Origin of the sequence: Kluyvera genomosp. 1, from assembly GCF_001266615.1 — a bacterium.
GTDB lineage: Bacteria > Pseudomonadota > Gammaproteobacteria > Enterobacterales > Enterobacteriaceae > Kluyvera > Kluyvera cryocrescens_A.
The window spans coordinates 40,636-66,880 of record NZ_LGHZ01000022.1; the positions used below are offsets into that span (position 1 = coordinate 40,636).

Below are 26,245 nucleotides of genomic sequence, written 5' to 3' on the forward strand. Positions count from 1 at the left end.
TCGTTTCTACCGTTTGAGCAATGCAATGAAGTCGTTGTAGCCGGTTAGCCCGTGAATCATGTCAGCGGGAAGGCTATACAGAACGCTTGCTAAATAACTGAATACTTTTAGCTCACTGCGCGCGTCGGCGGCAGCGCATGCGACGAGCAGGTGGTGTACCGGCTCATTGTTGACCAGCAATGGGTGGTCTAGCGTGATAAAAAATCCGCGAAAATGGCGGCCCTGTTCGCTCCAGCAGTGAGGGATTGCCAGATGATTGACGATCAAATTCTCGCCTTCTTCTTCCCGGGCGCAGATTCTCTGTGCTTCATCGTCTGTGATCAAACCCAGCGCTGTGAGTTGGCTGCATATCTGAGTGGTAATGCTTTGCCATGATTCATCAGGTGTATTGGCATAGTGAAAACTGCCCTGTGACGAAAAGAAACGCTCCGGCTGCTGGCGAATAAAGGCAGTGGTGAGGAAATTTTTGATCTGCTCAGTACCCGCTGATGTAATGATATTTTTAATTGTCAGGACGTTGTTGAGTGAATCCTCCAGCAACTGGTGGCTGTTATTGACGATCAGTATGGGCTCCACTTCCAGACTCATTGCGGTCACTTCTGAAGGTGTTCGCGCAATCATCACTCGGCAATTTAAGACGTCCCGCTCGATAGCCAGCTGGTTAATCGTTGCAATGGCATTCTGGTCGGACAGCAAAATAATGGGCTGGCGTTCGTTTTGATGCCTTTCCAGCGCACAGGCAAAGTAAAGCCCTATGAGATCGCTATCGAATAGTGGGATATCGAGCTTTTCGCGTAGCAACGCCAAAAAACGCAGACTCATGTCGAAAGCGGCTGGCCATGCGGCCTTCAGGTTGTTCATGCTGCCTTGTCGATGTTCTGGTAGCCACACGGGAGCGGATAGGCATCTGAGCAGGTGCCCGGTAATGTTTTCGATAAGCGGGTCGTCGATGATATTTAATGAGGTGACGCCAGGAATGCTTTGCAATAGTGAGACAACAGTATCTGAGGAGATAGCCATCGCCTGCCGCCGTTGTTTTTCCAGAAGGCCCGTCAACGTTCTGAATGTTTTATTGCTAAGGTAAATGTCAGCCTGCTCTACCGCATTCTTCAATGAGAAATGACGAGATTCTGGCCAGATGACCGTGAGCTGATTGCGCAGAGCATAGACTGCCAGAATCAAGCTAGTGAGGTACTCACCTGAAATTTGAGGATAGGCATCAATAGCCCCACATGCCGCGTAGAGTTTTTCAATATTGCCTGTCGTAATGCCTGGAAGTGGAATTAATAGGGGATCACGCTTCAATAGGTTTGCCAGCAAAATAATGCGTTTATCTTCTGGAACATCGATGAAGTGCCCCATTCCTGGACGGCTACTCAGGCAAAAGGCCCGCTCGTAGCGTTGCTTCAGGCGCAGCAATTTTTCTGCCACCCAGGTTTCAGGCAAATTCAGCGCTGCGGCAAGTTCTACTCGTGGCGTGAAGGTGTTAAGTAGCAGAAACGCCAGCAACCGATCATCATTATCATGACGTTGTAAAAGTTGGAAAAAACTGCGTCTGTCGGCGATATCTAGCTGATAGCCAGCACTACCGCCGGGCTGAATGCGGGCCCGGCCGCTGAGCGTAAAGTTTAGGTAATCAATGTCGCGCAGAATCGTACGGCTTGATACACCGGTTTGCCGTGCAAGTTCGCTTAGCGAGCTGGGCCGCTGTTCGAGAATGTCCACGAGTTTTAGCTGGCGTTCACTGAGCATCAGGGTACCTGACGAAAATCGCGAAAGGCGTTGACGGTTTCGGCATTAAGCGAGATGAGCAGCTCGTGTACTAACGTAAACAAGGCATCGTAATCTGTTAAGGAAATCATACCGCTGTTGGCGTGGAGGTAGCGGGTAGGCAGGCATAACGCCACAACCGGCCGGCCACCGCCCATGACGTTATAGCGGCCGCCATCCGTCGCGCCGGTTTTCATGGTGGAGAACTGGAGTGGCGTACAGCTGCTTTGGGAACAGTTTCTTAGCGCATAAATCAGGCGCTGATTAGGGAAATAGCGCTTATCAAACAGCATTAGTCCCGGACCATCGCCCAGCCTAAGCGGGTATTTGATGCTGTCGATACCGGGTACATCGCCTGCTACGGCAGTGTCCAGTACGATGACAAGATCAGGTTTGATATGTTCTGCGGAGGTTTGCGCTCCGCGTAAGCCGACCTCTTCCTCGACGCTGCCAACGCCGTAGAGAGTGATGTCTGGGTTATCAACGGCCTGTATGAGCTCAGCCATCAGCGCGCAGCCTACGCGGTTATCCAGCGCCTTGCCGACGATTTTATCTTTCCCCCAGCGAGCAAAATTCGCTTCGGGACTAATAAAATCGCCGATCGCAATGCCGAATTTCTCTACGTCCTCGCGGCAATTCGCCCCGATATCAATGAACATCTCATCAAATGACAACGGCTGTTGTTTCTGTTTTTCAGTCAGCGCATGTGGTGCTACGGAACCAATTACGCCAGGAATCTTGGCACCTGAGCGGCAACGAATAGTCACCCGGTGATTAAGCATCGACTGATTCCACCAACCGCCGATGGTGGTGAAGCGAATAAATCCACCTTCATCGATGTGAGTCACCATAAAGCCCACTTCATCCATATGGCCGACGATGGCGACTTTTGGCCCGCGAGCCCCTTTTCTGGCAACGAAGCTGCCGAGACCATCAAAGCTGATTTCGTCAACACAGTCTTCCAGGGCGTGAATTAAAATTGAGCGAACTTCCTGTTCATCCCCGCTGACGGCGGTGGCTTCGCATAACTGCTGTAGTAACTCAATGTTCATGGGATAGCTCCTGCTGCGTGGCTTTACGTCTGAGCCACAATCCTTTCAGAATGATGATGAGCAAAATGTTGAGTACCAGACCAATCGCCAATACCAGATAAAATGCGCCTACTGGAGACATCAAGCCGATCAGCGGATCAAAAATACCTAAACCTGGAGCCAGCCGTTTTATCCCGAAGGCGATCACCAGCATGCCGGTAATACCTCCAGAGAGCGTATTCGCGGTAATCATCGGCAGCGGTGCGGCAAGGGCGTAAGGAATGGCTGGTTCTGTGGCAACCGTTGCACCAACGACAATTGCGCTGCTGGCAGCAGCCTTCTCTTGTTGAGTAAATAATTTGGGTGCCAGGTAGGTGGCAATACCCGCCGCGACGGGCGGCATCAATGCCACGACGCCAACAATGGCGTACCAGTCATAAATATGTTTTTCCAGCAGAGAGAAACAGAAGAACCAGGCGGTTTTGTTGATTGGCCCACCCATATCGAAGGCCAGCATCGCCCCAACAAGGAAGGCGGCACCCATTTTCATGGAAGGTGGAATCGTATTCAGGAAGTGAAGCAGACCGCCCATGATATCTGACATCACAGGACCAACAACGTAGTAGGTCAGCACACCGAAAATCAGCAGAGTGACGAAGGGGATTAGCATGGAGCCGAGCAAAGGCTGCAGTGCTTTACCAAGGCGCACTTTGCGAAACCACAGGACGAAATAGCCGATTGCCAGCCCCAGTACTACCGCGCCGAGAAACCCCGCGCCGGACTGTGTGCCCAGCAGGCCCTTATCGTTGGCGAGGTAACACACCAGAAACGCAGGCGCGAATGCGGGTTTATCGGCAATCGACCATGCGATATACGCTCCCATAATGGGGATCATAAAGGTGAAACCCAGATAACCGATAGATTCGACCACCCAGGTAAACGACGGCGCGCTTTTCGACATATCGGTGTAGGGAAGGCCGAACTGCACCAGCATATTGGCAATAGCAACCAGAATACCGCCACCGATAACAAAGGGTAGGGCCGCTGAAACACCGGCCATCAGGTGGCTCATCACGCTGCCTTGTGGTACATCCTGCTGACCCAGCTTCACGCTACTATCTGCGGTGAAAAGCTGTGAATGTGAAGGCAATTGCGAGAATATCTGGTCGATATTCTTCAGTGCTTGTGAAATAGCAATCTCATATACTTTTTTCCCCGCGAAACGCGCTCGGTCTTCACCGCTCAAGCCGCGTCCAGTCGCCAGAATAACGTAATCAGCGGCGGCGATTTCATCATTGGTCAACCGGTTTTCGACACCGCTGGAACCTTGAGTTTCGACTTTAATCGTATGGCCGAGCGCACGGGCTTTTTGCTCTAGCGCTTCTGCAACCATGTAGGTGTGGGCAATTCCAGCAGGGCAGTTGGTGATCGCCACTAAACGTAAGGATGACGCCATGGCTATTTCCCTATGAGGTTAAGGTTTGATTTAACAAAGCAAGTACCTGGTCGGCATCGCCCTGTTTCAGCTGGCTGATAAAATCCTGATGGATAATTTTTCGGCACAGGGTGCCGATGATTTGGACCTGGGCGTCTTCACCGGTTTGCGGTACGCCAAGGCAGATCCAGCAATTGACGGCCTCGCCGTCGCTGGCCTTCCAGTCAATGAACTCAGATTTTCTGGCGAACAAAACAAAAGGCCGCTGTACTGAGGCGCTTTTGCCATGAGGGACGGCGATGCCGGAGCCGAATCCGGTGGAGTGCATTTTTTCTCGCAACAGCAGCGTTTGAAGAAACGCCTGACGGTCGGTGATATGCCCGTTGTGAAAAGCCATATCTGCCAGCTGTTTAAGAATGGAATACACACTATTGCCCTGAATATTCAGGTTGATGCACTTTGCTGTAAGGGCGGGCACGGTGGGGCTCCATTAAAATAGGTGAAGCCCAATTTTAACGACGCGCGTAGAGGGTGATGAGCGGCAATATGTCAGCCGTCTATGACATTTTGCTTAATAAGTAAGCGTGGACTTTGTGCGGCAGCCCACAGTTCATACGTAGTGAAACGGTAGATTTTGGGATTTTTTTGAAGGGAATAATGTCGATTAAAATTAAGTCAATTATTTTGACTGAGATCAGCAAATCCTTCCGCTTTTAGTTGATGAAGATGTGACCTATTATTTATCACATCAAGGCGACACGCCTTATCCAAACAACTAAATTAAAGGGTTTATATCATGAAAAGCATCAAAACTTTCGTCGCAGTTATCGCTCTGGCTACTTCTTTCGGTACTTTTGCAGCACAAACCGTGACCGCAACCGCCTCTACTATTGATGGTGCAGAAGCGAAAATTGCTGCTCAGGCTGAACAAGCAGGTGCAAGCTCTTACAAAATCACTCAGGCTTACACCGGTAACCGTGTTCACATGACGGCTGAACTGACCAAATAAGCCGCTAGCCACTGTCGAAAGAGCGCCCCTGGGGCGCTTTTTTAGTTTATACCTGCTAGACGCAATAGCGCTGTGACGATAGCCGCCGCAAAGATCACCACGATTAACGGCGCCTTACGCCAGGCAAGAAAAACCGCAAATCCCACCCCCAGTACGCGTGCCATTCCGGAGAAGTGTTCTCCTTCATAAAATGTTGTCGCCAGTGCGACGGAAAAAAGCAGTACCGTTGCGGCATCAGAAAGTAGCGCCTGTGAGCGTTCTGAAAATGCCAGACGATTTCCCAGTTTTGCACCGCCAAGGCGCATGAGATAAGTTCCCACCGACAGAATGACAATACCGGCAATAAACAGCGTCATGTTTTCCATTATTTTTTCCTCGCCAGCAGGCCAAACAGGGACAACAGCACCGGTAAGCCAACCGGCGCAAAAGGCACGCTAGCCAGCGAAAGCGCAGCACCGCTGCAGGCACGAATAAGTGTTGTGCGGTTTTTAAAGGCGGGAACCACTAACGCAAGCAAAATGGCTGGGAATACCGCATCGAGGCCGATGGTTTCTGGGGCGGGTAAGAGCTTGCCCACTGCCGCGCCAAATAGTGCGCCCAGCGGCCAGAAAAGTGCGACACCCATTCCACATAGCCAGAATGCGGCTTTGCGCTGTTCAGGTGTGGGTTGTGAGAGGCCAAAAACGACGCTCTCATCATTCATGATATGGCAGCCAATAAAGCTGGCGGTGCGACGCCCCACGAGATCTCGCACCGTTACGCCAAATGGGATGTGTCGGGCATTCACCAGCAGCCCTGCGGCGGCGGCGGCGAGTGGATTACCTCCGCTGGCAACAATACCGATAAACATAAATTCTGATGCGCCCGCAAGCACAGAAACTGAAAGCAACAGCGGAACCCAAAGCGGAAATCCATACGCCATTGCCAGCGAGCCGTAGGAAACGCCCACGACGCCGACGGCAAGGCAGACGAGGAAAATGGCTTTAATCGTACCGCCTTTCAGGCAGGAGAACATTTTCAGAGACATCTAAGTTTACCATATCGAACGAGATCTCCATTATAATGAACGAATCAGAGTGGTAGTTCAAGGCGAACGATTTGTTCGATATATAAAACGATGGAGTTGTGTATGACACAGCCAATCAGCGTGATTGCAAAAAGTCTGGTCCGTGAACGTGCAAGGACGGGGCTGTCTTTAGCTGAAATAGCTCGCCGTGCCGGTATTGCTAAGTCTACGTTGTCTCAGCTTGAAGCGGGGAACGGTAACCCAAGCCTCGAAACGTTGTGGGCGCTGTGCGTGGCTCTGGGGATTCCCTTTGCCCGCCTGCTTGAGCCACAGCCGAACAAAACGCAGGTTATTCGTCGTGGCGAGGGGACTAAGGTGATTGCCGAGCAGGCAAATTATCAGGCCACGCTGCTCGCCGCCTGTCCGCCAGGCGCACGTCGTGATATCTATCTGCTAACCACCCAACCTGGTGCGGATAGAATTTCGCATCCTCACCCGCCGGGTTCGGTTGAGCACATTATTATCACACAGGGGCGAGCGCTGGTCGGCTTAACCAGTGGGCCTGAAGAACTGGGTGCCGGAGATTATATTTGCTATCCGGCCGATGAAGAGCATCTGTTCAAAGCGCTGGAGCCGGATACAATGGCACTGCTGGTAGCTGAACAAAATTAAAAGATGAACGGATACGATAATACATATATATAATCGTATCCGTTAATAATAATCATATCGCTAGACAGATATTATATTTTTATTATTTTAATTTAAAAATAACCATCCTTGATATTTATCGACAGTAGTGACTCTTTCTTCATTTTCAGTGTTATCTCGCTCACGATCTTTAAGTAGCCGTTGTTTACGCGCTAAAATTTATTAGCTAGTGTGCTTGGGTCAGCTTAAAAATGTGTTTATTTAAGTCTGAACATTTTGTTTTCTGGTTAAATTACAAAAACATTCATCGTTATTATATAAATGCGCACGGAATCTCTCCTGGGATTTCAGAGGTATTCTTTATTTCAAGGAAAGTGAATAATGAAGAAATCGACCTTAGCAATCGCTATTGGATTATTATTAGTGGCCAATACCGGTTTCGCTAAAACAACGAAAATGACGTTGGAACAGCGACTGGAACAGTTAGAAACACGTCTGGAAGCCGCAGAAACGCGCGCCGATCAGGCGGAGCAGAAAGTGCAGGACCTGCAGGTTCAGCAGGCAACTGAAATTAAAGAGATTAAGGCCGCACAAGGCAATACGCCGGTGAATGGCCAGACGCCAGCGGAAGAAACCAAGAAAAACGCCTCAACGCCAAACCTGATACTTTCAGGCTATGGCGATCTGAAAATCTATGGTGATGTCGAATTCAACATGGATGCAGCAAGTAATCATGGCGTACTGGCTATGACGAATCCGAATGGCAGCGATCCCTCGAATGAAAAATGGGATGTAAATGGCCGTATACTGCTCGGTTTTGATGGTACGCGTAAATTAGACAACGGTTATTATGCCGGCTTCTCAGCGCAGCCGCTGGGCGATCTCTCCGGTTCTGTGAATATCGATGACTCAGTGTTCTTCTTTGGTAAAGAAAATGACTGGAAAATTAAAGTGGGTCGTTTTGAAGCCTACGATATGTTCCCGCTTAATCAGGATACCTTTGTTGAACATTCAGGAAATACCGCGAACGATCTTTATGACGACGGCAGCGGCTATATTTACATGATGAAAGAAGGTCGTGGTCGTTCTGATTCTGGCGGCAATTTCCTGATGAGCAAGCAGATTGATAACTGGTACTTTGAATTAAACACCCTGATGGAAGACGGTACTTCGCTGTACCAGGATCAGCAATATCACGGGCGTGATATCGATCAGCAGAAAAACGTCATCTATCTGCGTCCCGTTGTGGCGTGGTCTGCAACGGATAATTTCACCGTATCTGCGGGTATGGAAAGTAACGTTATTAATAACGCTTACGGCTATACCAACGGCCAGGGACAGTTTGTCGACCAGTCTGACCGTACGGGCTACGGCTTAACCATGACCTGGAACGGGCTGAAGAGCGATCCGGATGATGGCGTCGTGATTAACGCGAACACCGCCTACCTTGATGCGGATAACGAAAAAGACTTTACCGCGGCGGCTAACGTGCTGTGGAAACGCTTTGAATTGGGCTACATTTACGCCCATAACAAGGTTGACGACTATGCGGGCGTCGTGTGCGACAACGACTGCTGGATTAACGATGAAGGGACGTATGATATTCATACTTTCCATGCGTCGTATCAGTTTGCTAACGTCATGGATATGCAGAACTTTAATATCTATCTCGGCGCGTATTACTCCATCCTGGATAGCGATGGCGATAACCATAATGGTACCGGATCTGACGATCGTTACGGTGCACGCGTTCGTTTCAAATACTACTTCTAATGCCATAAAAGGCCTCTGCAAGCAGAGGCCTTTTACTTTTAGCGCACTAAGCCAGGTAAAACACCTCTTTTAACTCTGCGCTCACCGGGCTGTTATCCGGATTGGCGGGCATCACGTCAGCCATGTGTTTCCACCAACGCTGGCACACCTCGGTATTGGCAACCGCGTTCCAGCGCTCTTCGGATTCGATCTCCACGCTGGCGAACAATAGGTTGCGCTCTTTATCGAGGTAAATAGCGTAATGGTGGGCACCGTGTGCTTTTAGCACGGCCTCCAGCTCTGGCCAGATTGGGCTATGGCGTCGCTGGTATTCCTCGTGTGCGTTGGCGTTAACCTGCATCACAAAGGCTTTGCGGATCATAATGCCTCCAGATACAGCTCGCGAACTTCGTCGCGGCTGGCGGTGCGTGGATTACACGGTGCGCAAGGGTCAGCCAGCGCTTTATCCAGCCACCCTTCGATATCGGCTTTAGTCACACCCAGTTTGCTGAATCCTTCCGGAATCCCCACGCGAGCGCTCAGTTGACGGATGGCGTTGATGGCTTCCATGCTGGCTGTTTCATCGCTCATATTGCGCGTATCGACGCCCATTGCCTGTGCGATGCGGGCAAAACGCGCGATCGCATTAGGACGGTTAAAGTTTTCAATGATTGGCAGCAAAATAGCGTTACAAACGCCGTGCGGCAGGTTGTGAGTTGCCCCCGGCTGGTGCGCCAGCGCGTGAACCAGGCCCAGACCGGCGCTATTAAACGCCATGCCGGCCAGGTACTGACCAAACGCCATCTGCTCGCGCGCTTCGAGGTTATGACCGTCGTCGACGGCTTTCGGTAGCCACAAGGTAATCAGGCGAATGGCTTCCAGCGCGTTGGCATCGGTGAGTGGATGCGCCCCGACGGAAACGTACGCTTCCACCGCGTGGGTCAAGGCATCCATACCGGTTGCAGCGGTCACGGAGGCTGGGATATCCAGCATCACGCTGGCATCATCTACTGCGATATCCGGGATAATGTTGGAATCAATAATGACTTCTTTCACCTGGCGCGCGGTGTCGATAATCACAGCATTACTGGTCATCTCTGCGGCGGTACCGGCGGTGGTGTTGATGGCCACCAAATGCACTCCGGCATTGACCACTTTGCCAACACCGGAATAGGCGGTGGAGGGACCAGGGTTGGCGGTGAGGATCTTAATCGCCTTGGCGGTGTCTATCGGGCTACCGCCGCCGAAGGCGATGATATAGTCACAAGACTCCGCCTGATATGCCGCATAACCTTTTTGCACCAGTTCTTCCGTTGGGTTGGGGAAAACCTCGTCGAACAGATGGTAAGACATTTTATGTGCGTCTAATGCGGTGAACAGGCTGTCCAGTAAGCCGAGCTTCACGAGCTGACCGTCGGTGACGATCAGCGCTTTGCCCCATTGCTTCCCGGCAACCAGGTTAACCATATCAGCGATAGCGCCCGCACCGTGCAGGCTGATTTTTGGCAGTGCTAACATAAAACTCATGGTGTTTCTCCTTGATACCTATTTTGTGAAATCCTGTCTTCCCCTCATCCTGTGGGGTGAGGGGGAAATTTAAATTCGTCGCCGCTGCGTGATCCGACGGGTGATGATCGGCAGCGAAATCACCACAATCAGCATCGCGCCGATGATTATCGACATTACGATGCCGGGCACGTTAAGCAGGCTCAGGCCGAAGGTGACCAGCCCCATCAGGAATGCCGCAATAATCACGCCGACCATGCTGCCGGAACCGCCAAGAATATTGATGCCGCCCAATACCGCCATCGTCACCACTGCCAGCTCCCAGCCCATGGCGATGGTTGGGCGCGTGCTGCCCAGACGTGAAGTCAGCAGCACTGCCGCAAGCCCCGACATCAGACCGACCAGCGCGAACAGCATCAGGTTGTGACGCTTGACGTTAATCCCGGAATACCAGGCGCCGGTCGGGTTATTGCCGATGGCGTAGGTGCGACGGCCAAAGTTGGTCTTGTGTAACAGGAAGGCAAACAGGGCGGCGAGTACGATAAACAGCGCGAACTCGAATGACAGCGCGCCCCACACGTAGCCCTGTCCAAACCAGGCGAAACTCTCCGGATATTTATTCAGCGCCTGATCGCCCAGCAGAATGTAGGTGATCCCGCGATACAGGCTCATGGTGCCGATGGTGATGACGATGGAGGAGAGGTTAAAGCGTGTCACCAGCAGGCCATTAAACAGACCACACAGCAATCCAACGACCAGCCCCACGCAAACCAACAGTGGAGTGTCGACGCCAGCAGCGGCGCAAAAGCCCATCAGCGTTGAGCTCAAAGCGATGGTTGACGCAACGGATAGATCAATTTCGCGAGCGATTATCAGCATCGCCATCGGCAGCACGATGATTGCCTTCTCGGTGAAATTGAACGTGGCGTCCGAGAGATTCCAGATATTAAGGAAGTACGGCGACGCCAGGGCGTTGACGACAAATACCAGCAGGGTAACTGCCAGTAAAAAGCCTTCCCAACACAGCAGTCGCTGAACAAACGACGGCGCAGCGATCTCGGTTTTAATCTCTTCCGGCATCATAATTTTGCTCATGAGCGCACCGCCTGTTTTTGTCGAGCCAGCGCGGCATCGCGCAGAATCAGCCGTCCTTTGCGCTTATTACCGCGTTCATTCAACAGCACCGCCACCACGATCACCGTGCCGGAAATGGCCATCTGCCAGAATGGCGAAATGCCAATCACCGGCAGGGCATTGTTGATAATGCCGAGGAACAGCGCCCCACACAGACAACCGATGACGCGGCCGGTGCCGCCCATGGTACTGATGCCGCCAATCACACAGGCGGCTACCACCTGCAGTTCGAAGCCGTTGGCGACGTCAACATAGGCGACGGCAAAGCGCGAAATCCACAAGTAGCCGCAGAACCCGGCCAGTGCACCGGAGAGGCAGAAGCTGACGAACTGCATTTTCCCGGCGTTGATTCCGGTGTAGTACGCCGCAGTGGCGTTGCCGCCGGCGGTGTACAGTGCACGCCCGGTACGGCTAAACCGCAAGAAATAGCCGACCAGAACGACGGCAGCGATGGCGAACCAGCTCAGCACCGGCAAACCCAGGAGCGCGGCGCGCGGCAGGCCGAGGAAATCGGCACTCATTTGGTGTGAATTCACCCAGCCGCCGTCGGAGAGCAGGAAGATAATGCCCCGGTAGATACTCATGGTGCCCAGCGTTACCACGATAGCAGGGATGCCCAGCTTCCAGACCAGCAGGCCGTTAATCATTCCCATCACCAGCCCCAGGGTGGTTGCCAGCAGCAACAGCGCCCAAACGGGAATAGCCGGGTAGTGGAAATTGAGCAGAGCGACAATCATCCCGGTGAGCGCCAGGTTGGCGGCCATCGACAGATCGATACCTTTGGTCAGTAGCACCATCATCTGCCCCAGCGCGAGGATGATTAAGATGGCGGTATCGTTGAACATCTCGACCAGATTACCCGGGGAAACAAAAGATGGGACGCGGCTGCCAATCACCGCCACCATCAGAATGATGACGCCCGCCAGCAGCGCTTCGCGATGCTTAAATAAGGATTGCCACATTTATGCTGCCTCCTTACCTGCACCGCTTGCGGCGCTGACGATGGTTTCTGCGGTGGCTTCGCCAGCTTGATATTCGGCGACTATCAGCCCTTCATGCATAACGATAATGCGGTCGGCCATGCCCATTACTTCCGGCAGTTCCGACGACACCATAATCACCGCCAGTCCCTGCGCCACCAGCTCAGACATAAACTGATGCACCGCAGCTTTGGAGCCGATATCAATACCTTTGGTCGGTTCATCGAGGATGATGACGTCCGGATGGGTGGCCAGCCATTTTCCGATCACCACTTTTTGCTGGTTCCCGCCGGAAAGCGTCTCCACCGGCTGTCGCCAGCTAAAGGCTTTTACCTGCAGGCGGCGCGCGTACTCGTCGGCTAACTGCCACTCGCGGGCATCGTTGAGCACGCCGCGAGGATTGAGTTTGCTTAATTGCGGCAGGCTGATGTTCTGCGCGATAGGCAGCTCGATAATCGCGCCCTGCTTTTGTCGTTCTTCCGGCACGCAGACAATCCCGGCGTTGATGGCGTCGGCGGGCTGGCGGAAATTGACCGTATTTCCGTTAAGCACGATTTGCCCAGATGACGGATGTGTCACCCCGGAAAGCGCCTGCATCAGCTCGGTCCGTCCGGCACCGACCAGACCATAAAACCCGAGGATCTCACCTTTACGCAGCGTAAAATTGATATGGGCAAACTCGGTGGGGTGACAGAGATCGTTGACTTTCAGCACCGTCTCGCCCTTCTCGCAGGCGATTTTTGGGTAGGTTTGGGTAATCGCGCGCCCGACCATCATGGCGACCATGCGTTCTTCGGTAATGTCGTTTATCGTACCGGAGCCGACGTACACGCCATCGCGCAAAATAGTGTAGTGATCGGCCAGCTCGAAGATTTCATCAAACTTATGCGAGATAAACAGGATGGCTTTACCTTCCTGTTTTAAGCGCTCAACGATCTGGTAGAACTCCAGAATTTCATGCTGGGATAGGGCGGCAGTCGGTTCGTCGAGGATCACCACCTGTGCTTCAAACGACAGCGCTCGGGCGATGGCGACCATATGGCGCTGGGCGATGCTAAGGGTTTTCAGTATGGCGCGTGGGTCAATCTGCACGTCGAGGCGGCTTAAGATGGCGTGCGCTTTCTGGTGCATGGCGGGCCAATCGAGCTTTTTTAACCAGCCTTTATACAGATACTGGCCGACAAAAATATTTTCGGTGACCGACAGTTCATCGAACAGTACGGTTTCCTGATGGATAGCGGTGATACCGATTTTGTGTGCCGAATCCGGCGTCGGTAGCGAAATGGGGATGGCTTTATAGAGAATTTCACCCTCTTCGGGCTGATAGATGCCGGTCATGACTTTGACCAGCGTCGATTTTCCCGCGCCGTTTTCACCGATTAAGGCGGTGACTTTTCCGGGCCAAAGATCGAGCTGCACATTTTCAAGCGCGCGCACGCCGGGGAAAACTTTGGTTATCCCCTTAAGCTGTAGCAAAGGTGTCGACATGATAGTTCTCCATCGTGGGAGGTTTTGTAGGACGGGTAAGCGAGAGCGCCACCCGCCGGTTTGCCGGATGGCGCGGGGCTTATCCGGTCTACAAAACGCATCAGAAGATTTTTGAGAACTTATCAATATTGCTGGCATCGTAGACGAACGGCTCAGACATCGCGCCGCTGCCGTCAGCATCCAACTTCACTTTGCCCAGTTTGCCCATGCTGGCTTCGGTTTTCGTGGCGGATCCTTTGACCAGATCATCGGCAAGATAGGTAGCGGCGTAGCCCAGATCGATGGGGTTCCAGATGGCGAAACTTTTGCTGGCACCGGACTTGATTGCGCCCGCCATTTCAGACGGTAGCCCCAGCCCGGTGACGTACACTTTGCCGATTTTGCCCTGGTCTTTTACCGCCTGTGCGGCAGCGACAATGCCGACGGACGAGGGTGAAACGATGACTTTCAGATCGGGATAGGATTTCAGCAGGCCAACCGCTTCGCGGTAGCTTTTATCTGACAGATCGTCGCCATAGGCTACGGTCACCAGATTAATTGACGGGTAGTTCGGTAATACTTTCTTCATCTCGGCAATCCAGATGTTCTGGTTGGTCGAGGTTGGCGTGGCGCTGAGGATGGCGACATCCCCCTTATCCACGTTCAGCGCTTTGAGCGCATCGGCAGCCAGCTTGACGTTGGTTTCGCCAATAAGCTGGTTGTTTGATGGATTCAGGTGGATCTGACGCCCGCCGGCGGCGACGCCGGAGTCCCATGACACGACTTTAATGCCACGCTGCATGGCTTTTTTCAGCACCGGGACGACCGCATCGGGATCGTTGGCGGAAATAGCGATCGCATCGACACCCTGGGCGATCAACCCGTTAAGCACTTCGATCTGTGCTTCGGCAGTGGTGGTAGTGGGGCCAGTATAAATGACTTTAACATCTCCTAACTCTTTGGCAGCCTCCTGAGCGCCGACGTTTGCGGCCTCAAAGAATCCATTGCCTAATGACTTTGCCACCAGGGCAATTTTCACTTCAGCTAAAGCGGAACCGGACAACGCCAGGGCGGCAACGGTGAGGATGAAGCTTGCTTTTATTTTCATTGCTTGTACTCCACGGTTTTGAGTTAGTTGGTTTGCAGGTAACAGAATTTTTCCCCTGCGGATCGTTGCCCGCAGGGGTTATGCGATGTTCTTACTTGTACAGATTTAACGCGCTGGCCATCGGGGTCACGCCAAAGCGCTGGCCGAGGGCAATCAGTTCTTGCTGGGTGATGGTCTGCTTCATGCCGCCCATCGAGTACACCTTCACCAGGACTTCGGCAGATTTTTCGGCGGTATCAATCAGACCGAAAGCCTCATCGAGCGTTGGACCGCTGCCAAAGACGCCGTGGAACGGCCACAGCACCAGGGAGTGCTGCTGCATCGAAACGGCGGTCGCCTGACCGATTTCATCGGTACCCGGTACCATCCACGGCAGAATGCCGACGCCGTCGGGGAAGACCACCAGACACTCAGTGCTGCCCTCCCACAGTTTGCGGGTGAACAGCGCGCTGTCGTTTTCCAGCACGTAGGTCAGCGCAATCAGGTTGGTAGCGTGGCAGTGCATGATCACGCGGTCTTTACCATCGGTCAGCTTGATACGTTCACAGTGTGACAGGAAATGCGCAGGCAGCTCGGAGGTTGGTACCGCTTCGTGAGTCAGCCCCCACAAAATATGGTAGCCCGCACCGTCGCTATCGACTTTCACTACGCCGAGATTTGCCGCGGGATCAAGCTGAACGTTACGGAAGAACTTACCGGAACCGGTCACGATAAACGGCGTATTAGCCAGCATTGGCATCGGCTGGCTCAGGGCGATATAGCGCGGTTTCGCGTGGAAATCGGCGGTGAATGGCGCGATATCGACCTCGTCCAGACGCAGGGTCAGGTTGCCGCCATTCCGCTCATCCCAACCTTTTAACCAGGCGTCGGAAGTGGCTTTGATCATCCCCTGGACGAACCAGGAATCGGTAATTTTCTGCATAATCTTGTTGTCCTGTGTACTTTGATGCCCGATGGCGCAGCGCCTATCGGGCTGGCAATGACTGTTATTGGTGTGGGTTTTCCCCTCTCCCTTTTAGGGAGAGGAGGAGGGTCACTCACCCACGCTTGCTCAGAATCGCTTTCTCGTAGCCGCGCACGCTTTCCAGCCACTGGCTACCCGCCGGAGTGTCATTGCGCTGGCAGTACATTTCCCACACCGCCTGCCACGGCAGGCATTTCTGTTCTTCCAACAGTGCCAGACGGGCGGTGTAGTCGCCGGAGGCTTCCAGCTGGCGCAGCTCGGCGGTTGGCTCCAGCAGCGCGCGCAGCAAGGCTTTCTTCATGTTGCGGGTGCCGATAACCCATGCGGCGATACGGTTGATAGAGGCGTCGAAGAAGTCGAGGCCAATGTGAACGCGGTCAAACAGGTCATGGCGGATGATTTCACTGGCGATGGCCTGGGTCTCATCATCCAGCAGCACCACGTGGTCGCTGTCCCAGCGCACGGGGCGGCTCACGTGCAGCAGCAGGCGAGGGACATACAGCATAGCGGCGGAGATTTTGTCGGAGATCACTTCAGTAGGGTGGAAGTGACCCGCATCCAGGCACAGTGCGGTTTGGCGGCTGGTGGCGTAACCCATATAGAATTCGTTAGAGCCGACGGTGTAGCTTTCCGCGCCGATACCGAACAGTTTGCTTTCCACCGCATCGATGTGGTGCGCCGGGTCGAGTTTTTCGCTGATCACTTCATCCAGCGCGGCGGCCAGACGCCGGCGCGGTGCCAGACGGTCAACGGTGACATCTTTCATGCCGTCCGGGATCCAGATATTCATCACCGATGGCGTTCCTAACTGCTCGCCAAAATAGGCGGACACGCGGCGGCTGGCTTTACAGTGATCGATCCAGAACTGACGGATTTTTGGGTCGGCGTGGGACAGGGTAAAGCCATCTGCGCTCAGCGGGTGTGAGAAGCATGACGGGTTGAAATCGAGACCCAGCTTGTGTTTTTTCGCCCACTCCACCCAGTTTTTAAAGTGCTCTGGTTTGATTTGGTCACGTGCAACCGGGGTATCAGACTCCAGATAGATGGCATGCAGATTCAGACGCTTTGGCCCTGGGATCAGGCTCAGCGCCTGTTCCAGATCGGCACGCAGCTCGGTGGCGTTACGCGCTTTTCCCGGATAGTTACCGGTCGCCTGGATCCCACCCGTTAAATTGCCTTCTGGATTTTCAAAACCCGCGACGTCATCACCCTGCCAGCAGTGCATCGATACAGGTAAACGGTCGAGCTGGCGTAACGCTTCTTCGACGTCGATACCGACGGCGGCATAGCGCTGTTTCGCGAGTTCCCAAGCTTGGTCGAGTTGAGTGGTCATGCGCAAAGCTCCTTTGTCTGTCGTTGTTGCTGAAACTGCGCAACATAGCGGGCAATTTCATGGTCTGGATTAGGGGTAAAGGTGGTGAGACCGTAGTTTCCGGTGACCACCTTGCGGAAATCGTCAACGTTGGACAGTTCGTCCAGCGTCATTAATTGGATGCCGATGTTGCCGAGGGTGGAGGCCTCGATGGGGCCCGCCACCACGGTGATGCCGCAGGCGTCGGCGCACAGCTGGTTAAGCAGTTGGTTCTGGCAGCCGCCGCCAACAATATGCAGCTGGTTAAAGGGCTTACCGCGTAACTGTGCCAGCTCGTTGAGTACGTCGGCGTAAAGCAGGGCGAGGCTATCGAAAATGCAGCGCGCGAGTTCAGCGGCGGTCTCGGGGACCGGCTGGGCGGTTTCACGGCAGGCGGCCTGAATTTCGGCGCTCATATTTTCTGGATTGATAAAGCGGTCATCGTTTGGCGTAATCAGGCTGCGGCAGGTCGGCAGCGCCGCCGTTTCGGCAATCAGCGCCTGTAGGTTACTGATGTTCTGCTCTTTCAGTACGCGCTGTAACAGCCACAGCCCCATGATGTTTTTCAGCACCCGGTAGCGGCCTTCAGCGCCGCCTTCGTTGGTGATGTTGGCGCGCTGCGCCTGTTCGCTGGTGTAGGGCTGTTTGCTTTCAAAGCCCATCAGTGACCAGGTGCCAGAAGAGAGATAGGCGGCGTCAACGCTCGCCAATGGTGAGGCAATGACGGCGCTGGCGGTGTCGTGGCTAGCAACGGCAACCACCGGAATATGATTGCCCTGCGGGCAGATCCAATGCCCCACCACGTTGCCCGGATGCGTTGGTGTGCCAAACCACGATGCCGGTGCGCCGGTCCAGTTCAGCAGGTCTTCATCCCAGTTATCGCTGTCGATATTAATCAGCTGCGTGGTGGTGGCGTTGGTGTATTCCCAATTCATTTTGCCGGTCAGACGATAGCCAAAGTAATCAGGGATCAGCAGCGCGTGAGCGGCCTGTGATACCAGCTCGGGCTGCTGTTCAACCAGCGCGCGCAGCTGGTAGAGCGTATTAAACGGAAGAAATTGAATGCCGCTGCGACGGTATATTTCACCTTTGCCCAGCTGATCCATGGCGATAGCCATCACACCATCGGTGCGACCGTCGCGGTACGACACGGGCAACCCGACCCGCTGGCCTTTTTTGTCCAGCAGCACGTAGTCCACGCCCCAGGTATCAATACCGATGCTGTCGATAAGAATGCCTTCCTCGCACACTTTATTCAGGCCAGTGCGGATTTCGGCTTCCAGGCCGTCGATGTCCCAGGTCTCAAAACCGTCCTGTTTATGCAGGCTGTTTACGAAACGGTGGATTTCGCGCAGTGAAAGCGAACGCTGCTCGGCATCAAAACGCGCCAGCATTACACGTCCGCTTGAGGCGCCTAAATCGACGGCCACACAATGGCGAAAAGTCATGGTAAGAGTCCTTCTATGAGTCATTACCGCTCAGTCTAGAAAAAGGGCAAGAAGACAACCTTCTCACTACTGACAGGCGAAATAGGGCGCTGGCAAGAAAGCAAAGATGAACGTGAGAGAGTTCACAAATTCCTGCGATGAGGCGGCGTTGAGGGGGTGTGATGGTGACCGCATTTCCCGATCTTTCCGGCTGTTTCTTGAAAAAATGACCGGGTTTGCGCGCTTTGCTGTCAAAACGTCAAGGTCAGATCGGTCATCGGATATTACTATCCTGATAACTTTTCTCATCTGTCGGGAGTCGTTATGACCGTACTACACAGCGTGGATTTCTTCTCATCAGGTAAGCTACCCGTCGCTATCGAACCACGACTTCCGCAGGCTGCATTTCCTGAGCATCACCATGATTTCAATGAAATTGTTATTGTTGAACATGGGTCAGGTATTCACGTGTTTAATGGTCAGCCACATACTATTTGTGGTGGCACCGTTTGCTTTGTACGTGACTTCGATCGACACCTGTATGAACACACCGATAATTTGTGCCTGACTAACGTGCTATATCGTGCGCCAGATGCCTTCCAGTTCTTGTCAGGTCTCCACAAATTGCTGCCGCAGGAGCAGGACGGCCACTACCCTTCCCATTGGCGCGTAAACCAGAGCACGTTGCAGCAGGTCAGGGCGATTGTTAGCCAGATGGAAGACGTGAAGGACAGTACCGATATGATGTCGCTGGCTAACCGCGAAATTCTGTTTATGCAGCTGTTGGTTCTGCTGCGTAAAGGCAGCCAGGAGCAGGGAGCGGAAGATAACGACGCGCGCCTGAACCAGCTGATGGCCTGGCTGGAGGAGCACTTTGCGCAAGAGGTGTGTTGGGAAGAGTTGGCGGAGAGCTTTTCGCTTTCTCTGCGTACGTTGCACCGCCAGCTGAAGCACTGTACCGGGCTGACGCCGCAGCGCTATCTCAATCGTTTACGCCTGATTAAAGCCCGCCATCTGCTGCGTCACAGCGATGATAGCGTCACTGATATTGCCTATCGCTGTGGGTTTGGCGACAGTAATCACTTCTCGACCCTGTTTCGCCGGGAATTTAACTGGTCACCTCGCGATATCCGCCAGGGCCGAGACACGATGCTTCAGTAACGCGAAGATAATCACCGTTTTTTACCTCAAAACGGCTAATAATAAAGAGTTGTTAGCCGTGAGGTATCCGCGTGTCAGGTCAGCTTATTCTTCGAAAAACCGACTTTTTTGCCAGCCCGACGCAGGCCGTCGCGGTGGCAGACCGCTATCCGCAAAATGTCTTTGCCGAACACACCCATGATTTTTGCGAGCTGGTGATGGTCTGGCGCGGCAATGGACTACACATCCTTAACGACCGTCCTTACCGCATTACCCGCGGCGATCTCTTCTACATACGCGCCGAAGACAAACACTCCTACGCCTCCGTTAACGATCTGGTTTTGCAGAATATTATCTACTGCCCCGAGCGTTTAAAGCTCAACGTTGACTGGGTTTCGCACATTCCGGGTCTACACGGCTCGCACTGGGCGCCGCACTGGCGTATTGGCAGCACCGGCATGGCCCAGGCGCGGCAGATTATGACCCAACTGGAGCAAGAGAGCCGTAAAGATGACGCGCTGGCCAATGAGATGTCTGAGTTGTTATTTGCTCAGCTGGTGGTGTGTCTGACTCGCTACCGTTATGCCACGGATAATCAGGCGGCGACGCAGAGCGAAGCGCTGCTGGATAAACTGCTGACGGTGTTGGCCGGCAGTCTTAATCGGCCGTTTGTGCTGGATACTTTCTGTGAACAGCAAGGCTGCAGTGAGCGCGCGCTTCGCCAGCAATTCCGAAGCCAAACCGGGATGACGGTGAATCACTATCTGCGCCAGCTACGGATTTGCCATGCGCAGTATCTGTTACAGCACACCGAAATGCTGATTGGTGAAGTCGCCATGCAGTGCGGTTTTGAAGACAGTAACTATTTTTCCGTGGTGTTTAACCGCGAAATCGGCGTCACGCCGGGACAATGGCGGCAACGCAGTCGCATTGCCGCCTGAGAGACTTAACTGGCCATTCCTAAGCCCACAATGTTGGCCGCGATGATAATCACCACGCAGCCCAGACTCAGCACGCTGACAGGGCGTCTGCCCGCATTTTTCCACTCTTTCAATACCAGGCCGACTAAACCGCCGCACAGCACGTAGAAGCTCATGTGCAGCATCCAGCTCATGTAGTCATACTGCGCGGGAATACTGGCGTGGCCCCAGGCGTAGAAAAAGAACTGGAGATACCACATTAACCCGCCTAGCGCCGACAGCAGAATGTTGCTGACGATAAGCGTTTTTGCCAGCGAGAAGTCTGCTTTTATCGACAAGTTTTTGACTTTTGCCAGACGGATAAAACAGAAGCCCAGATTGACCAGTGCGCCGCCGCCCATAATGACCACATAGCTAGGTAAGGCGGTATACAGGGGATCGACGCCTAATGCGGCTGCGGCCTCATGCATCGGTTTGGCGGCGTTCATTGCAAAGGACATCCCGGCGGAGAAGATGCCGCATATGACGGCCAGCACCAGGCCTTTCTTCAGATTAAACTCTTCCGCTTTAATCCCCATTTTGCGTTCTTTTAGCTGGCCAGCCCGCGTCACAATACTGACGCCGATGACGGCAACCAACACGCCGAGCAGCGTCATCTGGCCGCCTTTAGTGTGGATAAGCACGCCAAACTGGCCGTTAATGATCGGGGTGAGCAGCGTACCAACAATCAGCGTAATGCCAATGGCAATACCGATCCCCATCGACATGCCGAGATAGCGCATGGTCAGGCCATAGTTAATATTACCCACTCCCCACATAGCGCCGAATAAGAATACCGGCAGGAGCGTTGAAGCACTAAATGATTGGTAGTAAGCCCAAAAATCGGGCAGCAGCAGGGCGCTGATAGTCCAGGGAAGCAGTATCCATGAGACGATTCCACCAATCGACCACATGGTTTCCCATGACCAATTCTGAACTTTTTTGAACGGGGCATAGAAACAGGCTGCACTGGCCGCACCTATCAAATGCCATAAAATACCCATCGTAATTGCATGGTTCATTACTTTTATCCTCATCCATTTTTATCGTACTAATCGTCTTCCAACGGGATGAGTGTAAAAATTAGTCAATTTTTTGACCTTCCGGTCGTTGCCATTCTGGAGTGAATACTGGCAGCCAACGGTGCAATCGGCTGTTCTTCCTCACAAAATGCCAACCATAACGCTTGGTTATATCCTTATAAAAACTACGGCATTGATAATCATTTTCAATATCATTTAATTAACTATAATGAACCAACTGATTACGCGGCGTTTACAGGTTTGCCGCCCGACAATAATGGAGATGATTATGAGCTATACCCTGCCATCACTGCCTTATGCGTACGATGCCCTGGAACCGCACTTCGACAAACAGACGATGGAAATCCATCACAGCAAACACCACCAGGCTTACGTCAACAACGCTAACGCAGCGCTGGAAAGCCTGCCGGAGTTCGCTTCCCTGTCTGCGGAAGAACTGATCGCGAAACTGGATCAACTGCCGGCGGATAAGAAAACCGTTCTGCGCAACAACGCAGGTGGCCACGCTAACCACAGCTTCTTCTGGAAAGGCCTGAAAAAAGGCACCACCCTGCAGGGTGACCTGAAAGCCGCTATCGAGCGTGACTTCGGTTCTGTTGATAACTTCAAAGCTGAATTCGAAAAAGCAGCAGCGACCCGTTTCGGCTCCGGCTGGGCGTGGCTGGTGCTGAAAGGCGACAAACTGGCTGTTGTTTCGACTGCTAACCAGGATTCCCCGCTGATGGGTGAAGCGGTTTCTGGCGCATCCGGTTTCCCAATCGTGGGTCTGGACGTGTGGGAGCACGCTTACTACCTGAAATTCCAGAACCGTCGTCCGGACTACATCAAAGAGTTCTGGAACGTGGTGAACTGGGACGAAGCCGCGGCACGTTTCGCTGCTAAAAAATAATTTGCATTGCCGGTCTGTAGAAGCGAGTCTGATGGCTCGCTTTTTTTGTATCCGCGTAAGGAGCAGCAGATGCATTATCCGGTTGACGTGTTTATTGGCACAATCCGCGACTACGACGGTAGCCGCCCTAGTGCCATCGCTAAAGTACAAATCGATGGTGAGCTGGATCTCACCGATTTGGGCCTACAGGGCGATGAACAGGCCGAAAAGAAAATTCACGGCGGCCCTGACCGCGCGCTATGCCATTATCCCCGCGAACATTATGCCGAATGGGCACGAGATTTCCCTGAGCAGGCGGCTTTATTCTATGCCCCGGCATTTGGGGAAAATCTGTCGACGGAAGGGATGACCGAACACAATGTGTTTATCGGTGACATCTACCGCTGGGGGGAAACGCTCATCCAGGTCACTCAACCGCGCTCTCCCTGCTTTAAGCTTAACTACCATTTTGCCATCAGCGACATGGCGTCGATTATGCAAAACAGCGGCAAAACGGGCTGGCTGTATCGGGTGATTGCGCCGGGCAAGGTGTCCAGCGATGCGCCCTTGGAACTGGTATCGCGTTTGAGCGATGTGTCGGTGCATGAGGCGGGGGTGATTGCCTGGTCGATGCCGTTTGATGATGACCAGTATCATCGCCTGTTGAGCGCCGCTGGGCTGTCGGCGAGCTGGAGCAGAACGATGCAAAAACGCCGTATAAGCGGCAAGATTGAAGATAATTCCCGAAGACTATGGGGTAAATAGGCGGAGATCGCCCAACGCTAACGTTGGTGAGAGAACAAAAAAATCGGCCTGCTTACGCAGGCCGATATTATTTTAGGTTCGCTTATACAGTGGTAACCACAGCGTCAGTCGTAAACCGCCCAGCGGGCTGTCGTCGGCCTTAACCCAGCCGCGGTGCTGCTGAATGGCGCTTTCGACAATCGCTAATCCAAGCCCTGTACCGCCAGACTCGCGGTCGCGAGCCTCGTCAGTACGGTAGAACGGACGGAAAATCTGCTCGCGATCGTCCGGGCTGACGCCTGGACCATCATCATCAACGTGAACGGTGATACCGTCTTTATCGACGGAGAAACTCACGGCGATTTTAGTGTGTGAGTAGCGCAACGCGTTGCGGACGATGTTCTCCAGCGCGCTTTCCAACGCGTTTGGGTTACCGTACAGCGGCCATGGACCCGGCGGATAATCAACGCTAAATGATTTACCCATCTGTTCCGCTTCAAACGCAGCGTTGTCCAGCACTTCGCCCCACAGTTGATTGGCTTTGAGCGTTTCGCTCAACAGCGCATTCTTCTGCTGATTACGCGACATCACCAGCATGTCGTTAATCATGCTATCGAGGCGCTGTGCTTCCGTTTCGATGCGCTCAAGCTCTTTGCTTTCACCGCTGCGGCGACGCAGCAGGGCGGTGCCCAACTGCAGGCGCGTTAGCGGCGTACGCAGCTCGTGGGAGATATCGGAAAGCAGGCGCTGCTGTGCGGTCATCATCTGCTCCAGCGCCATCACCATCTGGTTAAAGCTCGCGCCAGCGGCTAAGAACTCCTGGGGCCCGGCTTCGAGTTCCGGATGCTGACGCAGGTTACCCTGAGCCACTTCATCGGCGGCATTCTTCAGCTTACGTGCTGGCTTCGCCAGGCTCCACGCCAACCACAGCAGCAGCGGGGCGCTGACCAACATCGTGACAATCAGCAGCAGCAGCGGCCTATCAAACAGCAAGTTGATAAAATCGGACTGCGAGCTGCTGGCCGGACGAATCAGGTATAACTGGTAGTTATCTTCACCATCACGGATAGAAAACGGCCCGACCAACTCGACGCGGCCGTATTTTTTCTTCTGTGGGTGATCGGAGTTGTCAGATTGGCCGATAAAGTTACGAATAATCTGCATCTCGTTGCGTTCTGCGCCGATCACGCGGCCTTCGCTGGTGACCAGCAGCAGACGCTGGCCTGGCGGTGCCCATTTATCAATTGCGCGGAACAGCCGACGCCACCACATCAAATCATTCGGGGGATCGTTAGCCAGTTCTTCTTCAACGTGCTGCTCGATCATCAGGCCCTGGCGCTGCTCGCTATCCAGCAGCTCCGTCATCTGGCGTGAATCCAGCTTTGGCAGCATTAAAACCAGCATCAACACCAGCGCTAGCGTGAGCCAGAAGATGGCGAAGATGCGTGCGGTTAAACTTCCAATCATGAAGCGGAGACCATCAGGTAGCCGCGGCCACGCAGGGTTTTAAACCATGGATGACCATCTTTGCGCTCAGGCAGTTTCCGGCGCAGGTTAGAAATATGCATATCGATAGCGCGGTCGAACGGCGTTAAGCGTTTACCCAGCACTTCCTGGCTTAAGTGTTCGCGCGAAACGACCTGACCCAGGTGCTGAGCGAGCAGATAAAGCAGGGTAAATTCGGTACCGGTAAGCTCCAGCGTCTGGCCATCAAAGCTGGCTTCCTGGCGACCTGGATTTAGGCTTAAGGAATCAACTTCAACGGTCGGTGAACTGGTATCGCTATTTTGCTGCTGCTCGCTCCAGTGTGAACGGCGCAAAATAGCGCGTATACGCGCGACCAGCTCGCGATCGTTAAATGGCTTAGGCAGATAGTCATCTGCACCTAATTCGAGGCCTAAAACGCGATCCAGCTCGCTTCCGCGTGCGGTCAACATAATGACGGGTGTCTGGTGTGTCTGTCGTAATTCTTTCAGCGTGTCGATACCGTTCTTTTTCGGCATCATCACGTCGAGTAAAAGTAGGTCGATGCTGTCATCAATCAGCGCTAACGCCTGCTCGCCATCGTGGGCTACCAGAACGTTAAAGCCTTCCATATCAAGCAGTTCCTTGAGTAACGAAGTTAACTCTCGGTCATCATCAACTAACAAAATTTTATTCATATTTTAATCCCTCCGAGGCAGAAATTACGTCATCAAGGCTTGCTAATCCATGACTTTACGTTGTTTTACACCCCCTGACGCATGTTTGCAGCCTGAATCGTAAACTGTCTCTCGTTGATTCGCGACACAAAAGTTTTTGGGAGCATGTGATGCGCAATGTTATCGCTGCCGTCATGGCCTCAACGCTGGCATTCAGTGCACTAAGCCAGGCCGATGAAGTCGTCACCAGCGTTAACTGGCACCCGGCGGAAGCTAACCCGCTCAGTAATGGCCAGGGCCATATGTTCGACGGTATTAGTTTAACCGAACATCAGCGTCAGCAAATGCGCGATCTGATGCACAGGGCACGACACGAGCGTCCACCTGTTAATGTTAGCGAAATGGAGACAATGCATCGCCTTGTCACCGCAGAAAAATTTGATGAAGCCGCTGTGCGAACTCAAGCCGAGAAAATGGCTGAGGAGCAAGTGAACCGCCAGGTTGAAATGGCGAAGGTTCGCAACCAGATGTACCGCCTGCTTACACCAGAGCAGCAAGCGGCTTTAAACGAGAAGCACCAGCAGCGCATGGAGCAGCTGCGTGATGTTGCACGGATGCAGCAAGGTTCGAGTAAAACCCTGTTTAGTAGCAATACCCGTAGCAACCAGTAACAACCCTGTTTTTCCTTGCCATAGACACCATCCCTGTCTTCCCCCACATGATGTGGGGGTTTTTTTTGTCTTAAATTCGTCACCGCGC

The 26,245-nt window shown here is 53.3% G+C and carries 26 protein-coding genes; 8 read left to right on the top strand and 18 right to left on the bottom strand.

Translation table 11 applies throughout. The features are described 5' to 3' along the window. Window positions 1-6: 6 nt before the first annotated feature. From KP80_RS13605 to KP80_RS13620, 4 genes are read right to left on the bottom strand one after another with little or no spacing between them, the layout of a single operon-like run. Window positions 7-1,752: a putative frv operon regulatory protein gene (locus KP80_RS13605; RefSeq protein WP_052284190.1), complete on the bottom strand. Its 1,746-nt coding sequence runs from the start codon at window positions 1,750-1,752 to the stop codon at window positions 7-9. Further along, window positions 1,752-2,822: an aminopeptidase gene (locus tag KP80_RS13610; RefSeq protein WP_052284191.1), complete on the bottom strand. Its 1,071-nt coding sequence runs from the start codon at window positions 2,820-2,822 to the stop codon at window positions 1,752-1,754. Before KP80_RS13610 ends, KP80_RS13605 begins: the two co-directional genes overlap by 1 nt. After that, the gene (locus KP80_RS13615) at window positions 2,812-4,257 is read right to left on the bottom strand and encodes a PTS fructose-like transporter subunit IIBC (protein ID WP_052284192.1); all 1,446 of its coding nucleotides are present in this window, start codon (window positions 4,255-4,257) and stop codon (window positions 2,812-2,814) included. The genes KP80_RS13610 and KP80_RS13615 overlap by 11 nt, the downstream gene beginning before the upstream one ends. Window positions 4,258-4,267: 10 nt before the next feature. After that, the gene (locus tag KP80_RS13620) at window positions 4,268-4,714 is read right to left on the bottom strand and encodes a PTS fructose transporter subunit IIA (RefSeq protein WP_052284193.1); all 447 of its coding nucleotides are present in this window, start codon (window positions 4,712-4,714) and stop codon (window positions 4,268-4,270) included. Window positions 4,715-5,032: 318 nt separating this feature from the next. Between KP80_RS13620 and KP80_RS13625 the strand changes: the two genes are divergently transcribed. Next, complete coding sequence (locus tag KP80_RS13625) at window positions 5,033-5,245, top strand: DUF1471 domain-containing protein (RefSeq protein ID WP_052284189.1); 213 nt, start codon at window positions 5,033-5,035, stop codon at window positions 5,243-5,245. Between the two features lie 41 nt (window positions 5,246-5,286). On the opposite strand, the gene KP80_RS13630 is transcribed toward KP80_RS13625, so the two are convergent. Together KP80_RS13630 and KP80_RS13635 are read right to left on the bottom strand one after the other, a co-directional pair. Then, window positions 5,287-5,610, bottom strand: coding sequence for an AzlD domain-containing protein (locus tag KP80_RS13630; RefSeq protein ID WP_052284194.1), 324 nt, complete (start codon window positions 5,608-5,610; stop codon window positions 5,287-5,289). Then, on the bottom strand, window positions 5,610-6,260 hold the full coding sequence (locus tag KP80_RS13635; RefSeq protein WP_156315665.1) for an AzlC family ABC transporter permease: 651 nt from the start codon (window positions 6,258-6,260) through the stop codon (window positions 5,610-5,612). The genes KP80_RS13630 and KP80_RS13635 overlap by 1 nt, the downstream gene beginning before the upstream one ends. 114 nt (window positions 6,261-6,374) lie before the next feature. Between KP80_RS13635 and KP80_RS13640 the strand changes: the two genes are divergently transcribed. Both KP80_RS13640 and KP80_RS13645 read left to right on the top strand, forming a co-directional pair. Further along, the gene (locus tag KP80_RS13640) at window positions 6,375-6,923 is read left to right on the top strand and encodes a helix-turn-helix domain-containing protein (protein ID WP_052284196.1); all 549 of its coding nucleotides are present in this window, start codon (window positions 6,375-6,377) and stop codon (window positions 6,921-6,923) included. A gap of 360 nt (window positions 6,924-7,283) precedes the next feature. Next, entirely contained in the window at window positions 7,284-8,675 is a 1,392-nt protein-coding gene (locus KP80_RS13645) for a carbohydrate porin (RefSeq protein WP_052284197.1), read from the top strand. A 46-nt stretch (window positions 8,676-8,721) separates the two neighbouring features. Here the strand turns inward: KP80_RS13645 and rhaM are convergent, their stop codons facing one another. From rhaM to rhaB, 9 genes are all read right to left on the bottom strand, one after another. Continuing rightward, a complete protein-coding gene (gene rhaM / locus KP80_RS13650) occupies window positions 8,722-9,036 on the bottom strand; it encodes an L-rhamnose mutarotase (RefSeq protein ID WP_052284198.1) in 315 nt (104 codons plus the stop codon). Then, window positions 9,033-10,181, bottom strand: a complete 1,149-nt coding sequence (gene fucO, locus KP80_RS13655; RefSeq protein WP_052284199.1) for a lactaldehyde reductase — start codon at window positions 10,179-10,181, stop codon at window positions 9,033-9,035. Before fucO ends, rhaM begins: the two co-directional genes overlap by 4 nt. A 69-nt stretch (window positions 10,182-10,250) precedes the next feature. Beyond that, a complete protein-coding gene (locus tag KP80_RS13660; protein ID WP_052284200.1) occupies window positions 10,251-11,255 on the bottom strand; it encodes an ABC transporter permease in 1,005 nt (334 codons plus the stop codon). Further along, entirely contained in the window at window positions 11,252-12,256 is a 1,005-nt protein-coding gene (locus tag KP80_RS13665) for an ABC transporter permease (protein WP_052284201.1), read from the bottom strand. The genes KP80_RS13660 and KP80_RS13665 overlap by 4 nt, the downstream gene beginning before the upstream one ends. Next, a complete protein-coding gene (locus tag KP80_RS13670) occupies window positions 12,257-13,762 on the bottom strand; it encodes a sugar ABC transporter ATP-binding protein (RefSeq protein ID WP_052284202.1) in 1,506 nt (501 codons plus the stop codon). A gap of 100 nt (window positions 13,763-13,862) precedes the next feature. Next, window positions 13,863-14,849 (bottom strand): rhamnose ABC transporter substrate-binding protein, encoded by a 987-nt coding sequence (rhaS, locus tag KP80_RS13675; RefSeq protein ID WP_052284203.1) that lies wholly within the window; start codon window positions 14,847-14,849, stop codon window positions 13,863-13,865. A 91-nt stretch (window positions 14,850-14,940) separates the two neighbouring features. Then, a complete protein-coding gene (rhaD, locus tag KP80_RS13680; protein WP_052284204.1) occupies window positions 14,941-15,771 on the bottom strand; it encodes a rhamnulose-1-phosphate aldolase in 831 nt (276 codons plus the stop codon). 115 nt (window positions 15,772-15,886) lie between these two features. Further along, a complete protein-coding gene (gene rhaA, locus KP80_RS13685) occupies window positions 15,887-17,146 on the bottom strand; it encodes an L-rhamnose isomerase (RefSeq protein WP_052284205.1) in 1,260 nt (419 codons plus the stop codon). Next, on the bottom strand, window positions 17,143-18,612 hold the full coding sequence (gene rhaB, locus KP80_RS13690; protein WP_052284206.1) for a rhamnulokinase: 1,470 nt from the start codon (window positions 18,610-18,612) through the stop codon (window positions 17,143-17,145). The genes rhaA and rhaB overlap by 4 nt, the downstream gene beginning before the upstream one ends. Before the next feature lie 303 nt (window positions 18,613-18,915). Here rhaB and rhaS (KP80_RS13695) point away from each other — a divergent pair, with 303 nt between their 5' ends. Together rhaS (KP80_RS13695) and rhaR are read left to right on the top strand one after the other, a co-directional pair. Next, the gene (gene rhaS, locus KP80_RS13695) at window positions 18,916-19,752 is read left to right on the top strand and encodes an HTH-type transcriptional activator RhaS (RefSeq protein ID WP_052284207.1); all 837 of its coding nucleotides are present in this window, start codon (window positions 18,916-18,918) and stop codon (window positions 19,750-19,752) included. A 71-nt stretch (window positions 19,753-19,823) separates the two neighbouring features. Then, a complete protein-coding gene (rhaR, locus tag KP80_RS13700; RefSeq protein ID WP_052284208.1) occupies window positions 19,824-20,672 on the top strand; it encodes an HTH-type transcriptional activator RhaR in 849 nt (282 codons plus the stop codon). A 5-nt stretch (window positions 20,673-20,677) separates the two neighbouring features. Here the strand turns inward: rhaR and rhaT are convergent, their stop codons facing one another. After that, entirely contained in the window at window positions 20,678-21,712 is a 1,035-nt protein-coding gene (gene rhaT / locus KP80_RS13705; RefSeq protein WP_052284209.1) for an L-rhamnose/proton symporter RhaT, read from the bottom strand. A gap of 289 nt (window positions 21,713-22,001) precedes the next feature. Between rhaT and sodA the strand changes: the two genes are divergently transcribed. Both sodA and yiiM read left to right on the top strand, forming a co-directional pair. Beyond that, on the top strand, window positions 22,002-22,622 hold the full coding sequence (sodA, locus tag KP80_RS13710) for a superoxide dismutase [Mn] (protein WP_052284210.1): 621 nt from the start codon (window positions 22,002-22,004) through the stop codon (window positions 22,620-22,622). 69 nt (window positions 22,623-22,691) lie between these two features. Continuing rightward, window positions 22,692-23,366 carry a 6-hydroxyaminopurine reductase gene (gene yiiM / locus KP80_RS13715; protein WP_052284211.1) on the top strand — a complete coding sequence of 225 codons (675 nt, stop codon included), beginning with the start codon at window positions 22,692-22,694 and terminating at the stop codon, window positions 23,364-23,366. Between the two features lie 72 nt (window positions 23,367-23,438). Here yiiM and cpxA read toward each other — a convergent pair whose 3' ends face one another. Continuing rightward, complete coding sequence (gene cpxA, locus KP80_RS13720) at window positions 23,439-24,812, bottom strand: envelope stress sensor histidine kinase CpxA (RefSeq protein ID WP_052284212.1); 1,374 nt, start codon at window positions 24,810-24,812, stop codon at window positions 23,439-23,441. Next, the gene (gene cpxR, locus KP80_RS13725) at window positions 24,809-25,507 is read right to left on the bottom strand and encodes an envelope stress response regulator transcription factor CpxR (protein WP_052284213.1); all 699 of its coding nucleotides are present in this window, start codon (window positions 25,505-25,507) and stop codon (window positions 24,809-24,811) included. Before cpxR ends, cpxA begins: the two co-directional genes overlap by 4 nt. Window positions 25,508-25,656: 149 nt before the next feature. On the opposite strand from cpxR, the gene cpxP reads away from it, so the two are divergent. Then, window positions 25,657-26,157 (top strand): cell-envelope stress modulator CpxP, encoded by a 501-nt coding sequence (gene cpxP, locus KP80_RS13730; protein ID WP_052284214.1) that lies wholly within the window; start codon window positions 25,657-25,659, stop codon window positions 26,155-26,157. Window positions 26,158-26,245: the final 88 nt, after the last annotated feature.